Here is a 12,682-nt window from a genome sequence, read left to right as displayed (position 1 = left end):
CGGTAGTAGTGTGACTTCGCGCTTGCCCCAGGCGAGCGCGTCGGCAAGAAAGAAGCCCTCGCGATTTGGTTCGCGAGGGCTTTTTTTAGGTTTGTGACCCGTCCTGAATACGGTTGACACTTTTCCTGTCGAGATTGGGAGAGTGCTGTGGAGAGGGAACGGAAGCGAACGCAACGTGACTACACGCTGGCTTTTAAGTTGGCAGTTGTGGAGGCGGTGGAAAAAGGCGAACTGACGTACAAACAGGCGCAGCGCAAGTACGGCATCCAGGGCCGGTCTACAGTACTGGTATGGTTGCGCAAGCATGGACTACAGGACTGGAGCGGCTCGTTGCCCCGGGGCGTCCAGTACGCCAGGATGGAAAACCAAGACAAGACCAAACCGGTTACGCCAGAACAGCGGATCAAGGAGTTGGAAGTCCAGTTGCGCGAAGCGCAGGAGAAAGCGCGCCTGTTCGAGGCAGTGATTGACGTGATCCAGAAGGAGCACGGGGGGCGCATCGTAAAAAAGCCTTTGGGCAGGTCCTCACGCAAGAGCTCGTCCAAGGGCTAAGCGTTAGCAAGGCCTGCCGTTACTTCGGCATCAGCCGTCAGGCTTACTACAAGCGCCGCGACAGCGAACTGCGGCAGGCCGCTCGGGATAGTGCGATCTGTGCGCTGGTCAAGCAGGTGCGGCTGCGCCAGCCTCGCATAGGTACGCGCAAGCTGCAGCAAGTACTGCGGGCCCCGATGGAGAGGGCCGATATCCAGCTCGGTCGTGACCGGCTGTTCGAAGTGCTGCGCGCGGCCAGGCTACTGGTGAAGCCGCATCGGGCCTATCACAAGACCACCGACAGCCACCACCGCTTTCGCCGCCATCCAAACTTGCTCAAGGATGGACCGCAAAAGGTCGTACCCACTGCACCAGAACAGCTCTGGGTCGCTGACATTACGTACCTGCCCACGACGCACCAGACGGTCTACCTTAGCCTGGTCACCGACGCCTACTCACGAAAGATCGTGGGCTACCACGTCCACGATAGCCTGCAGACCGAGCAAGTGAGCCAGGCCCTGAAGATGGCGCTGCGCTCACGCCAGACCCGGCAGCCCTTGGTACACCATTCGGATCGCGGCATTCAATACTGCTCGACTTACTATCAGGCTATCCATCAGCGGCACGGCCTGACCTGCTCGATGACCGATGGCTACGACTGCTATCAAAACGCCATGGCCGAGCGCATTAACGGCATCCTCAAGAGCGAGTTCCTCTTGAACCGTCCGCGAGATCTGCTGCAAGCTGCCCGTATGGTCCGAGAGTCAGTACAGATCTATAACGGCGAGCGTCCGCATCAGGCCTTGAAATACAAAACGCCCGATGAGGTCCATCGGGCGTTGCTCACCTTGGCTCAATAAGACCAGGCAACCGCAAAAGAACTGTCAACCTATGTCAGGACTTGACATTGTTCTCGTAGCGGAGGACGGCCACGCGTCTTCAACAAGAGGCGCGCAGCGTTCTCGCCAATCAACTGCGGAAGTATCTCGCGCGCCGGCCGCATGTTGGCCAACTCTTCGTCGGTCAACGGTGGATTGTCGGGATCCGACTGAGCTGCGCGAGTCAATGCTTCGTCTTCGGCGCCTGTCGGAATATGGATTCTGCTAGCCCGGACCGTCGCGATCGGCATAGCCGCTCTCCTTCTGACTTCGAATTGCCACCACAAAGACCATGTCCATGGCTTCGACATAGTGATACGCGGCAATGTAGCCATGCGAGCCCCGCCCAATCACAAGTTCGCGTATATCGTCGTCGACTGGCCGACCTATCAGCGGACTATGCGTTAGGACTTGCAACGCCTGAACGATTTCGCCAATTCGCGCCTCGGGATTCGGGACGTGATGGCGGTCGAGGTGAACAACGATCCGATCGAAGTCATCCGTCACCTCGGATGCGAGTTCGACGCGAGTCATTGCTATCTGGCCAGCTTCCTGGGCACCGGAGGTGGCGGCTGTTTCCCTGCGGCCCGTTGTTCCATATAGGCGCGCATGTCCTCCCACGCAATGGTCTTGCCGGTGGCGATTATGTTGGCTAAGCGCTTCCGTGCTTCGTCGTGAAATTCGGCACGACGTTCTTCCTGGGCAGTCTTTTCTGCAATGGCTTGGACTATAAAGTTGTGCGGCGTCGTACCCACACGTTCCGCGGCGCGTGCAATTCGAGCTTTCATTTCTTCGGACAAACGAATGGTGGTAGTCGACATGGCAGCCTCCGTTAGTTTTCCGACTGTAGCACAGACGTGCTACTCGACGAAGGAAGCGGGGTGCCAAGGGGGGAAGCCTAGGGAAGGGCACGCACTATGGCTATCCAGAAACGCAGCCGTTATGGCTTTTCGGCCCCTTCACCCAACTGCTCCACCGCATACTTGACCAACCCCGCCCGTCCCTCGATGCCCAGCTTGCGCTTGAGGTTCAGCCGATGCGTCTCCACCGTGCGCACCGACACGCCCAGGGACGCGGCGATTTCCTTGTTGGCCAGCCCCCGGCCGATGCCGTTCAGGATGTCGCGCTCGCGCGGGGTCAGCGCATCGAGCGGATGCGGCGCCGGACCTTCCTCGATCATGCGGCGGGCGATGCGGGCGCTGTAGAAGACCCGGCCGGCCAGCACCGCGTCGATCGCGGCCAGCAGCTCGTCGGCCGGGGCGTCCTTCAGCACGTAGCCGCGCGCGCCGGCGCGCATCGCCTGGCGCACGTATTCGAGGTTGTCGTGCATCGACAGCATCAGCACCGCGATCTCGGGATGGCGCTGGTGCAGCGCGTCGGCCAGCGCGATGCCGCCCATGCCGCGCATGCCGATATCGGTGATCAGCAGGTCCGGCAGCGCATCGGGCCGGCAGCGTGCCAGCCAGGCCAGCGCCGCTTCGCCGTCGTCGGCCTCGCCGACCACGGTCAGGCCGGGCTGCAGCGCCAGATGCATGCGCATGCCGTCGCGCACCAGCGTGTGGTCGTCGACCAGCAGCACGCGCGCCGGACGGTACGGTTCGGAATAGGAGCTCATCGGGACAGCGGGGAAGAGTGGGACGGGGCCGCCGGCGGCGCATCCGCCGGCCCGGCCAGCGCCGGCGTCTCGGGCGTCTCGGGCGTCTCGGGCGTCTCGGGCGCGAAGGCCGTCGCGGGCAGATAGGCGCGGATGCGCGTGCCGCCCGGCGCGGTATCGATATCGAACTCGCCGCCCAGGCTGGCGATGCGCTCGCGCAGATTGCGCAGGCCGATGCCGCCGCGCGGGTCGCGCTGCACGCGTTCCAGATCAAAGCCGCTGCCGTCGTCCTGCACCACCAGCGCGACGCCGGACTCCGCGTACGACAGCGTCAGGTCGACCCGCCGCGCACCGGCGTGCCGCTCGACATTGGTCAGCGCCTCCTGCGCGATGCGGTACAGCGCGGTGGCCGCCTGGTCCGACAGCGGCCGTGGCACGCCGCGGCAATCGATATCGATGCGCAGCCCGCTGGCGTCCTGCATTTCCCGCGCCAGATGCTGCAGCGCGGCCTGCAGGCCCAGATCGTCGAGCAGCGCCGGGCGCAGGTTGCGGGCGACGCGCCGCACCTCGTTGAACACCGTCTCCAGCCGGTTCAGCGCCATGCCGAGCACCGGCGCCACCGCACCGCCGTCGGCCGGCGCCTGCGCGAGCCGGTTCAGCGCGGTCTCGAGCACCAGCTTGACCGACACCAGCAGCTGGCTGACGCCGTCGTGCAGCTCGCGCGACAGCCGCGCGCGTTCGTCCTCCTGCGAGCGCACCACGCGCTGCGCCAGCTGGCGCAGCTTGGCGTCGGCCTCGCGATGTTCGCTGATGTTCAGCGCCAGCCCGCCGGCGCCGACCAGCAGGATGCTGATCGCGGCGATCGCGCCGATCCACGCCAGCGTGGCGCGGATATCGGTCTCGGCACGCTTGTCGAGCTCGCGCAGCGTCGCCTCGACATCGTCCAGATAGATGCCGGTGCCGAGCATCCAGCCCCACTCCGGCACCGCGACGACATAGCCCAGCTTGGGCGCCATCTGCCGCGTCGACGGCTTCTCCCAGCGATAGCGCACGGCGCCGCCGCCCGAGCGTGCCGCCGCGATCAGCTGCTGGATCGTCAGCGCGCCCTCGGGATCGCGCAGGTCCCACAAGTCGCGGCCGATCAGGTCGGGCTGGCGCGGATGCATCAGGTTGCGCCCGCGCAGGTCGTACAGGAAGAAATAGCCGTCCGGGCCATAGTCCAGCCCAGCCAGCGCCTGCATGGCCGCCTGGCGCGTGGCCTCGTCGTTGCGGCCGGACCTGACCAGCGGGGCGATCGCGCTCTGCGCCAGCTGCACGTAGTGGCGCAGCTCGGTTTCCTTGCTTTGCAGATAGGCGGCCTCGACCAGCGCGCGCTCGTGGCGGACCAGCGCGGTGGCCTGATAGTGCACCGCCAGCGCGATGCCGAGCATGGCGATCGCCAGCGGCGCGACCGCGAGCAGCAGGATCTTCTGGCGGAGTTTCATCGTGACCAGGGTAAACACGGATGCCTGGGAAGCGGCCTTTTACCGTCCCGTTGCGTAGTACTACGCAGGATCGCTGCGTAGTTACGCGCTTGTGCCTCGATTGGCGGGTGTCAATACTACACGCCGACGCGCGACCGGGCTCCAGGCCAGGCGCGGCGTCATTCGCAACGGGATGCGCCAGTGCCCGCCACCGGCGTATCGCCCCGCCTGCCAGACAAGATCCGGACCGGAAGTCGAGGGACCGGGCGCCGCTGATATCCGGAGACAGCTTGCCCCCGATCACCCGCCATTCGCCGCCCGGCGGCGCGCGTGCCGCCATGCGTGCCCACCGTCCACCGGCCCTTGTCCCTTCGCGGGCTTTGTTCCATGTGGTCTGAGGAGACCTTCACTATGAATCGCATCGGGCAACACCTGATGTGGCTGGCCGTCGCCGTGCTCGGCGCGTTTGCCTTCGCCACCGTTGCACTGTCGCGCGGCGAAGCCGTCAGTGCCTTGTGGATCGTGGTCGCCGCGATCTGCATCTATCTGATCGCTTACCGCTACTACAGCCGCTTCATCGCCGACAAGGTGATGCAGCTGGACCCCAAACGGATGACGCCGGCCTGGCGCCATAACGACGGCCTCGACTACGTGCCGACCAACAAGGCGGTGCTGTTCGGCCACCACTTCGCCGCGATCGCCGGCGCCGGACCGCTGGTCGGGCCGGTGCTCGCCGCGCAGATGGGCTATATGCCCGGCATGCTGTGGATCCTGGCCGGCGTGGTGTTCGCCGGTGCGGTGCAGGATTTCATGGTGCTGTTCATCTCGACCCGCCGCGACGGCCGTTCGCTGGGCGACCTGGTCAAGGCCGAGATGGGCACGGTGCCCGGCATGATCGCGCTGTTCGGCTGCTTCATGATCATGATCATCATCCTCGCGGTGCTGGCGCTGATCGTGGTCAAGGCGTTGGCCGATTCGCCGTGGGGCACCTTCACCGTGGCGGTGACGATTCCGATCGCGCTGTTCATGGGCGTCTACACCCGCTACATCCGCCCGGGCCGCATCGGCGAGGTGTCGGTGATCGGCTTCGTGCTGCTGATGCTCGCCATCATCGGCGGCCAGTACGTGCACGAGAGCGCCACGCTGGCGCCGCTGTTCACCTTCGACGGCAAGGCGCTGACCTGGATGCTGATCGGCTACGGCTTCGTCGCCGCGGTGCTGCCGGTGTGGCTGCTGCTGGCGCCGCGCGACTACCTGTCGACCTTCCTGAAGATCGGCACCATCATCGCGCTGGCGATCGGCATCCTGATCGTCGCGCCGGAACTGAAGATGCCGGCGTTCACGCAGTTCGCCGAAGGCGGCGGTCCGGTGTGGTCGGGCAACCTGTTCCCGTTCCTGTTCATCACGATCGCCTGCGGCGCGGTGTCGGGCTTCCACGCGCTGATCTCGTCGGGCACCACGCCGAAGCTGCTGGAGAACGAAACCCACGCGCGCTTCATCGGCTATGGCGCGATGCTGGCCGAGTCCTTCGTCGCGATCATGGCGCTGGTGGCCGCCTCGGTGATCGAGCCCGGCGTCTACTTCGCGATGAACAGCCCGGCGGCGGCGATCGGCACCACGCCGGAAGCGGTCGCGGCCGCGGTGTCGAACTGGGGCTTCGTGATCACGCCCGACGTGCTGGTGCAGACCGCCAGGGACGTCGGCGAAAACACCATCATCTCGCGCGCCGGCGGCGCGCCGACGCTGGCAGTCGGCATCGCCCACATCCTGCACCAGGTGGTCGGCGGCCAGGCGATGATGGCGTTCTGGTACCACTTCGCGATCCTGTTCGAGGCGCTGTTCATCCTGACCGCCGTCGACGCGGGCACCCGCGCCGGCCGCTTCATGCTGCAGGACCTGCTGGGCAGCTTCGTGCCGTCGATGCGCCGCACCGATTCGCTGCCGGCCAACCTGATCGCGACGGCGCTGTGCGTCGGCGCCTGGGGCTACTTCCTGTACCAGGGCGTGGTCGATCCGCTCGGCGGCATCAACACGCTGTGGCCGCTGTTCGGCATCTCGAACCAGATGCTGGCCGCGGTGGCGCTGGTGCTGGGCACCTGCGTGCTGGTCAAGATGAAGCGCGGCCGCTACGCCTGGGTCACGCTGCTGCCGACCGTCTGGCTGCTGATCTGCACGCTGACCGCGGGCTGGCAGAAGCTGTTCCACGCCGACCCGAAGATCGGCTTCCTGTCGCACGCCCGCAAGTTCAGCGACGCGATCGCCCAGGGCACGGTCCTGGCACCGGCCAAGACGATGGAGCAGATGCACCGCATCGTCTTCAACGACTACCTGGACGCGGGCCTGTGCGCGCTGTTCATGGCGGTGGTGCTGTCGATCGTCTACTACGGCCTGCGTACCGGCCTGCGCGCCGGCGCCCAGGCACGGCCGACCGCGCTCGAGACGCCGTTCGAGCCGCTGCCGGCGGCCGCGTCGGCGCAACGCTGACCCGGTGGCAAGCCCAACGCCGTAACGTCAAACCCTACGCAGAGGAAGGAACGCCATGCTCGATCCGCTGAACAAGATGGGCCAGATGGGTCGCTACCTGGGTCAGTCGCTGCGCCTGATGGTCGGGCTGCCCGACTACCAGACCTATGTGGCCCATATGGAAAGCACGCATCCGGACCGGGAGCCGATGAGCTATGAGGAGTTCTTCCGCGAGCGGCAGGAGGCGCGTTACGGCGGCGGGCAGGGCAAGTGCTGCTGAAGCTGCTGGCCGGTCCCGCCAAAGCGGGAATCCAGGTTGCTTGAAAGCCACCGGGCTCCCGCACCCGCAGGGACGACCTGGCTGTCGATCGTCTCCAAGGCTGCCCACGGGCAGCCTTTGTTGTGTTTCTGCAGCATTAATAAAGGCTTACAGGCAGTTACAGCAATGTCCGTGCCCAAAATCTACACTTGCATCACAGTTTGGCAACCAGAGGAAAAACACTATGTCTCGCCGACTCGTTCGCAATATGACCGTGGCCCTCGCCCTGGCGGCATCGACGACGCTGCCTGCATTCGCGAGCGACATGAATAACGCACTGGGTGGCGCCCTCGGCGGCGTCGCCGGTGCAGCCGTCGGAGGTGCGCTGGGCGGCTCGACCGGTGCCGTGATCGGCGGCGCGGTGGGCGGCGGCGCGGGCGGCGCGATCAGCTCGAATCGCCGCGAGCGTACCGGCGCCATCCTGGGCGGCGCGCTCGGCGGCGGCGCGGGTACGGCGGCGGGCAACGCGAATAACGCACTGGGTGGCGCCCTCGGCGGCGTCGCCGGTGCAGCCGTCGGAGGTGCGCTGGGCGGCTCGACCGGTGCCGTGATCGGCGGCGCGGTGGGCGGCGGCGCGGGCGGCGCGATCAGCTCGAATCGCCGCGAGCGTACCGGCGCCATCCTGGGCGGCGCGCTCGGCGGCGGCGCGGGTACGGCGGCGGGCAACGCGATGGGCGGCCGCACCGGCGGCCTGGTCGGCGCGGCCCTGGGCGGCGGCGCGGGCGCTGCGCTGGGCGGCAATATCTCGCGCAGCAACTCGTACGCCAACGACCGCGACCGCTACTACCGCGACCGCGGCTATCACAAGAGCAAGTACAAGAACAAGCATCGCCACCACCGCCGCGGCCATCGTGATTGGGACGATTGATCGCGGGGGCAACACCTGACAGCAAGTTCGACGGGCCGCGCAAGCGGCCCGTTTTGTTTGCGGCGGCGAACCCGGGTGTCCGATTCCTCGTATGCATCGCCGGTGCGAATGCGCGGACGCGGCGGCGGCAGGCGCGCGGCCAGGAAGCCGGGCTTTCCGCTTTCGCGGAGGCGACAGTGGTCCGTGCCGTAAACGACGATGCCCGTGCCGAAGCACGGGCATCGGGGGGACCGCCGGGGAAGCGGCCCAGGGGGAGGCTGACTTAGCGGGCGGCGCCTTCGGTGAAGACGTCGAACTGGCCCTGGCGGGCGCCTTCGGTAAAGACGTCGAACTTGCCCTGGCGAGCGCCTTCGCTGAAGACGTCGAACTTGCCCTGGCGGGCGCCTTCGGTGAACACGTCGAATTGGCCGGCCTTGGCGCCGTCGGTGTACGGATCGAACTTGCCGGCCTTGGCGAACGCGGGAGCGGCGGTCAGGGTGGCCGCCAGGGCGGTGGCGGCAGCGGTCAGGGCAAAGCGGGAGATCGTCATGATGTGTCCTTTTTTCTGTTCGGGAGGACGTCCGCGGCGGCGGGATTTCGCTGCAGTGCGGCATCCGATGGATGCATATTAGGCATTTCCCTTATATGAATAAACATTACCGCACACAATGATTAGTTCTATAAAGAACAACAAAAACCCCAAGCTGTGGAAAAATGGGGAAGAAAAAAGGGAGACTGTGCAATGGATCGGCTGCAATCGATGCGCGTGTTCGCCAAGGTCGTCGAACTTGGCAGCTTCGCCCGTGCGGCGCAGCAACTGGAGATGTCCAACGCGGTGGTGACCCGCTATGTCGCGGACCTGGAGAGCCATCTGGGTACCCGGCTGCTGAACCGGACCACCCGCAGCCTGTCGCTGACCGATGCCGGCGAAACCTATCTGCAGCGCTGCCAGCAGATCCTGGAGGACGTCGAGGAAGCCGAGTCGGTCGTGACCGCGCGCAGCCAGTCGCTGTCGGGCACATTGCGGATCGTCACGCCTGTGATGTTTGGTCTACATTTGTTGCCGGACATGCTGGCGCGCTTTCAGCAGATGTACCCCGACGTGGTGTTCGATGTGCTGTTGTCGGACCGCAGCATCGATATCGTCGAGGAGGGCCGGGACGTCGGCATCGTGCTGTCCGACCTCGGTCTGGGCTCGCATCTGGTGGCGCGGCCGCTGCTGTCCGCCGAGGTGATCCTGTGCGCGTCCCCGGGCTATCTGCGCGCCCACGCACCGTTGCGCCATGCCCATGAGCTGACGCAGCACCGCTGCATCGCGATGCGTCTGAGCAATGCGGAGCACGCCTGGACGCTATCCGGCCCGGAAGGCGAAGTGACCGTGCCGATCCGGCCCGGCATGGTCTGCAGCAATGCCGAACTGGCACACCAGGCGGCGCTGGCCAATCTCGGCATCGCGATGCTGTCTTCGTATCTGGCCCGGCCCAGCATCGAAGCGGGCCTGCTCGAGCACATCCTGCCGCAATACCAGCTGCCGCGCCGCGACATCAGCGTGGTCTATCCGAGCCGCAAATTCCTGCCGACCAAGGCACGAGCCTTCATCGACTTCCTGCTGGAAGAGGGGAAGAAAAAGAGTGCGGATGGCGCGGGCGGGACCGTGGACGTCGCCGCGGCGGCCGGCGCGGGCAGCCCGGCGGCGAACTGACCGGACATCGGCGGCGAACGGCGACAAACCCCGAAGAACCCGGAAGTGCACCGAAGCACCGAGGCCCGCGTGTGCCGGCCTCGGTCGCCGCGGCCTATTCGTTGGCGCTGGCCGTCGTCTTGGCCCGCGCGGTCTTCCGGGCGGGGGTCTTGCTGGCCGCCTTGGCCGCGACCTTGGTTGCGGTCTTGCTCGCCGGCTTGCCGGCCGCCGCGCCGGCTTCGGTGGTCGTGGCTGCCGACTTGGCTGCCGACTTCGCCGATGTCCTGGCGCCCGCTGTCTTCGCGCCCGCTGTCTTTGCACCCGCCTTCGGCTCGCGCGCCTCGAACTCGAAGCCGATCTTGCCGTCCGGCTGCTTGACCAGATAAGCCTTGAAGTTGCGGCCGGTACGCGAGGACTTGAAGCCGGTCAGCAGGTCCGTGCGGCCCTGGTCGAGCAGCTTGCCGATCTGTTCGCGCGAGATCTCCTGCTGCAGGATGATCTTGCCGGTGGTGAAGTCGCACGACTTGGGCGAGCCCACCGCGTTCTCGCAGACATATTTCATGCCGTGCTCGAACACCGAGCCGCTGCACTTCGGGCAGGTGCCGACCGGCTCCTGGCCACTGAAGTCGACCGGCTCGCCGTCGTTGTCATCCTCGTTCTGACCGAAGTCGAACTCCATCTTGTAGTTGCCGTCGTCGTCGCGCGCGAGCTTCAGGATCGCGGCGAAGGGGCGGCCCATCTTGCTGCGGAAGCCCTGCAGCGGCCCGATTTCCTTGTCGCGCAGCAGCGTCTCGACCTCGTCGATCTCGAACTGCCGGCCGCCCGGGATCTTGCTGATCGAGAACTCGCAAGCCGTGCAGGCGAAGCGGCGATAGTTCTCCTTGACCTGGCCGCCGCACTGCGGGCACGGCGTCTGCAGCGTCGCGTAGTCGCCGGGGATGGTGTCGCTGTCGTATTCCTTCGCGCGCTTGACGATCTGCTGCGTCATCTGCGCGATCTCGCGCATGAACTCGTCGCGCTTGAGCCGGCCGCGCTCGATCTGCGCCAGCTTGTGTTCCCACTCGCCGGTCAGTTCCGCCTGCGTCAGTTCCTCGACGCCCAGGCCGCGCAGCAGCGTCATCAGCTGGAACGCCTTGGCGGTCGGAATCAGTTCACGGCCCTCGCGCACCAGGTATTTCTCGGTCAGCAGCCCTTCGATGATGGCCGCGCGCGTCGCCGGTGTGCCCAGGCCCTTGCCGGCCATCGCCTCGCGCAGCGCGTCGTCATCGACCAGCTTGCCGGCGCCTTCCATCGCCGACAGCAGCGTCGCTTCGTTGTAGCGCGCCGGCGGCTTGGTGGTCAGGCCCACTGGCTCGACCTTGTCGGTGCGGACCTTCTCGTCCTTGTCCACCGGCACCAGGTTGGCATCGTCGCCCTGGGCCTCGCGGCCGTAGACCACCAGCCAGCCCGGGTTGACCAGCACCTTGCCCTCGGTCTTGAAGTGGTGGCCGGCCACCTCGGTGATCCGCGTGGTCACCTGGTACTCGGCGGCCGGGAAGAACACCGACAGGAAGCGGCGCACCACCAGGTCGTACAGCTTCTGCTCGGGCTCGGACAGGTTCTTCGGCGCCTGCAGCGTCGGGATGATGGCGAAGTGATCGCTGATCTTGCTGTTGTCGAAGATCCGCTTGTTCGGCTTGACCCAGCCGCTGGCGAGGATCTTCTTCGCATGCGTCAGGTAGTTCGGCGAACTGTCCGCCAGCATGTCCAGCGTTTCCTTGACCGTGCCCATATAGTCCTCGGGCAGCGCGCGCGAATCGGTACGCGGGTAGGTCAGCACCTTGTGCTTTTCATACAGCGCCTGCGCCAGGCCCAGCGTGTTCTTGGCCGAGAAGCCGAAGCGCGAGTTGGCCTCGCGCTGCAGGCTGGTCAGGTCGAACAGCGCCGGCGACAACTGCGTCGACGGCCTGGACTCCTCGCTGACCGTGCCCGGCTTGTCGCGGCACGCGGCGACGATGCTCTTGGCCTCGGCCTCGCTCCACAGCCGCGATTCGCGCGCCTCGGGATCGAACTCGTTTTTCTTGAACTTCGGGTCGAACCAGCGGCCCTCGTACAGTCCGGCGGCGGCGATGAATTCGGCGCGCACTTCCCAATAGTCGCGCGGCACGAAGTGTTTGATCTTCTCCTCGCGCTCGACCACGATCGACAGCGTCGGCGTCTGCACCCGGCCCACCGTGGTCAGGAAGAAGCCGCCGCCCTTGCTGTTGAAGGCGGTCATCGCGCGGGTGCCGTTGATGCCGACCAGCCAGTCGGCCTCGGAGCGGCAGCGCGCGGCGTCGGCCAGCGGCAGCATCTCGGCGTCCTCGCGCAGGCTGGCGAAGCCGTCGCGGATCGCCTGCGGCGTCATCGACTGCAGCCACAGCCGCTGCACCGGCTGTTTGGCCTTGGCCTGCTGCACGATCAGCCGGAAGATCAGCTCGCCCTCGCGTCCCGCGTCACAGGCGTTGATCAGTCGGGTGACGTCCTTGCGCTTGATCAGCCGGTTCAACACCTTCAGGCGCGACTCGGTCTTGGCGATCGGCCGCAGGTCGAAGTGGGGCGGGATCACCGGCAGGTTGGCGAAGCTCCACTTGCCTCGCTTGACCTCGTATTCGTCCGGCGCGGCGATCTCCACCAGGTGGCCGACGGCGGACGAGAGCACATAATCGTCGCTCTCGTAATACTCGTCATGCTTGGTAAAGCCCCCGAGCGCACGGGCGATATCGGCCGCGACCGATGGCTTTTCCGCGATGATGAGAGCTTTGGACATGGGTGGGAATCCTTGCCGGCCGCCCCTTGGCGGACCGCGTTTGGCACAGCACTAATATGTAAACAGCACACTTGAGGCCCCCCGGGGGCCATGAGGCGCCAATAATAAGCGGGGTATT

The 12,682-nt window shown here is 66.0% G+C and carries 11 protein-coding genes; 5 read left to right on the top strand and 6 right to left on the bottom strand.

The genetic code is table 11. From position 1 onward, the window contains the following. Positions 1-147 precede the first annotated feature (147 nt). Positions 148-1,391, top strand: a protein-coding gene (locus FOB47_RS25660; RefSeq protein ID WP_420070542.1) for an IS3 family transposase whose coding sequence is annotated in 2 segments (ribosomal slippage) — positions 148-502 and positions 502-1,391 — 1,245 coding nt in all. Because the reading frame shifts where the segments join, the coding sequence is not laid out codon by codon here. Positions 1,392-1,634: 243 nt separating this feature from the next. Here the strand turns inward: FOB47_RS25660 and FOB47_RS25655 are convergent. The 4 genes from FOB47_RS25655 to FOB47_RS25640 form a co-directional block, all read right to left on the bottom strand. Continuing rightward, complete coding sequence (locus tag FOB47_RS25655) at positions 1,635-1,943, bottom strand: type II toxin-antitoxin system RelE/ParE family toxin (protein ID WP_174782343.1); 309 nt, start codon at positions 1,941-1,943, stop codon at positions 1,635-1,637. Between the two features lie 2 nt (positions 1,944-1,945). Next, the gene (locus FOB47_RS25650; protein WP_174782342.1) at positions 1,946-2,230 is read right to left on the bottom strand and encodes a CopG family ribbon-helix-helix protein; all 285 of its coding nucleotides are present in this window, start codon (positions 2,228-2,230) and stop codon (positions 1,946-1,948) included. 119 nt (positions 2,231-2,349) lie between these two features. Beyond that, positions 2,350-3,024, bottom strand: a complete 675-nt coding sequence (locus FOB47_RS25645; RefSeq protein ID WP_174782341.1) for a response regulator — start codon at positions 3,022-3,024, stop codon at positions 2,350-2,352. Beyond that, positions 3,021-4,487: a cache domain-containing protein gene (locus FOB47_RS25640; protein ID WP_174782340.1), complete on the bottom strand. Its 1,467-nt coding sequence runs from the start codon at positions 4,485-4,487 to the stop codon at positions 3,021-3,023. The genes FOB47_RS25645 and FOB47_RS25640 overlap by 4 nt, the downstream gene beginning before the upstream one ends. A 390-nt stretch (positions 4,488-4,877) precedes the next feature. On the opposite strand from FOB47_RS25640, the gene FOB47_RS25635 reads away from it, so the two are divergent. The 3 genes from FOB47_RS25635 to FOB47_RS25625 all read left to right on the top strand — a co-directional run bounded on the left by FOB47_RS25635 (position 4,878) and on the right by FOB47_RS25625 (position 8,116). Continuing rightward, positions 4,878-6,950 carry a carbon starvation CstA family protein gene (locus FOB47_RS25635; RefSeq protein WP_053822880.1) on the top strand — a complete coding sequence of 691 codons (2,073 nt, stop codon included), beginning with the start codon at positions 4,878-4,880 and terminating at the stop codon, positions 6,948-6,950. Positions 6,951-7,005: 55 nt separating this feature from the next. Continuing rightward, positions 7,006-7,209: a YbdD/YjiX family protein gene (locus tag FOB47_RS25630; RefSeq protein ID WP_006579436.1), complete on the top strand. Its 204-nt coding sequence runs from the start codon at positions 7,006-7,008 to the stop codon at positions 7,207-7,209. Positions 7,210-7,666: 457 nt separating this feature from the next. Next, positions 7,667-8,116, top strand: coding sequence for a hypothetical protein (locus FOB47_RS25625; RefSeq protein ID WP_420839253.1), 450 nt, complete (start codon positions 7,667-7,669; stop codon positions 8,114-8,116). A 262-nt stretch (positions 8,117-8,378) separates the two neighbouring features. On the opposite strand, the gene FOB47_RS25620 is transcribed toward FOB47_RS25625, so the two are convergent. Then, complete coding sequence (locus FOB47_RS25620) at positions 8,379-8,645, bottom strand: hypothetical protein (protein WP_174782338.1); 267 nt, start codon at positions 8,643-8,645, stop codon at positions 8,379-8,381. A 192-nt stretch (positions 8,646-8,837) separates the two neighbouring features. Here FOB47_RS25620 and FOB47_RS25615 point away from each other — a divergent pair, with 192 nt between their 5' ends. Beyond that, positions 8,838-9,797, top strand: coding sequence for a LysR family transcriptional regulator (locus FOB47_RS25615; RefSeq protein WP_174782337.1), 960 nt, complete (start codon positions 8,838-8,840; stop codon positions 9,795-9,797). Positions 9,798-9,891: 94 nt separating this feature from the next. Here FOB47_RS25615 and FOB47_RS25610 read toward each other — a convergent pair whose 3' ends face one another. Further along, a complete protein-coding gene (locus FOB47_RS25610) occupies positions 9,892-12,564 on the bottom strand; it encodes a DNA topoisomerase III (RefSeq protein WP_174782336.1) in 2,673 nt (890 codons plus the stop codon). Positions 12,565-12,682: the final 118 nt, after the last annotated feature.

Source organism: Cupriavidus gilardii, from assembly GCF_013347325.1.
GTDB classification, from domain to species: domain Bacteria; phylum Pseudomonadota; class Gammaproteobacteria; order Burkholderiales; family Burkholderiaceae; genus Cupriavidus; species Cupriavidus gilardii.
The sequence above is the reverse complement of the archived record's forward strand: the minus strand, read 5'-3'. Positions and strand labels throughout refer to the sequence as shown.

Excerpts from the sequence above, each read along its gene's own strand:
- FOB47_RS25655 (WP_174782343.1), bottom strand. The coding sequence starts at position 1,943 with ATGACTCGCGTCGAACTCGCATCCGAGGTGACGGATGACTTCGATCGG.
- FOB47_RS25650 (WP_174782342.1), bottom strand. The coding sequence starts at position 2,230 with ATGTCGACTACCACCATTCGTTTGTCCGAAGAAATGAAAGCTCGAATT.
- FOB47_RS25645 (WP_174782341.1), bottom strand. The coding sequence starts at position 3,024 with ATGAGCTCCTATTCCGAACCGTACCGTCCGGCGCGCGTGCTGCTGGTC.
- FOB47_RS25640 (WP_174782340.1), bottom strand. The coding sequence starts at position 4,487 with ATGAAACTCCGCCAGAAGATCCTGCTGCTCGCGGTCGCGCCGCTGGCG.
- FOB47_RS25635 (WP_053822880.1), top strand. The coding sequence starts at position 4,878 with ATGAATCGCATCGGGCAACACCTGATGTGGCTGGCCGTCGCCGTGCTC.
- FOB47_RS25630 (WP_006579436.1), top strand. The coding sequence starts at position 7,006 with ATGCTCGATCCGCTGAACAAGATGGGCCAGATGGGTCGCTACCTGGGT.
- FOB47_RS25620 (WP_174782338.1), bottom strand. The coding sequence starts at position 8,645 with ATGACGATCTCCCGCTTTGCCCTGACCGCTGCCGCCACCGCCCTGGCG.
- FOB47_RS25615 (WP_174782337.1), top strand. The coding sequence starts at position 8,838 with ATGGATCGGCTGCAATCGATGCGCGTGTTCGCCAAGGTCGTCGAACTT.
- FOB47_RS25610 (WP_174782336.1), bottom strand. The coding sequence starts at position 12,564 with ATGTCCAAAGCTCTCATCATCGCGGAAAAGCCATCGGTCGCGGCCGAT.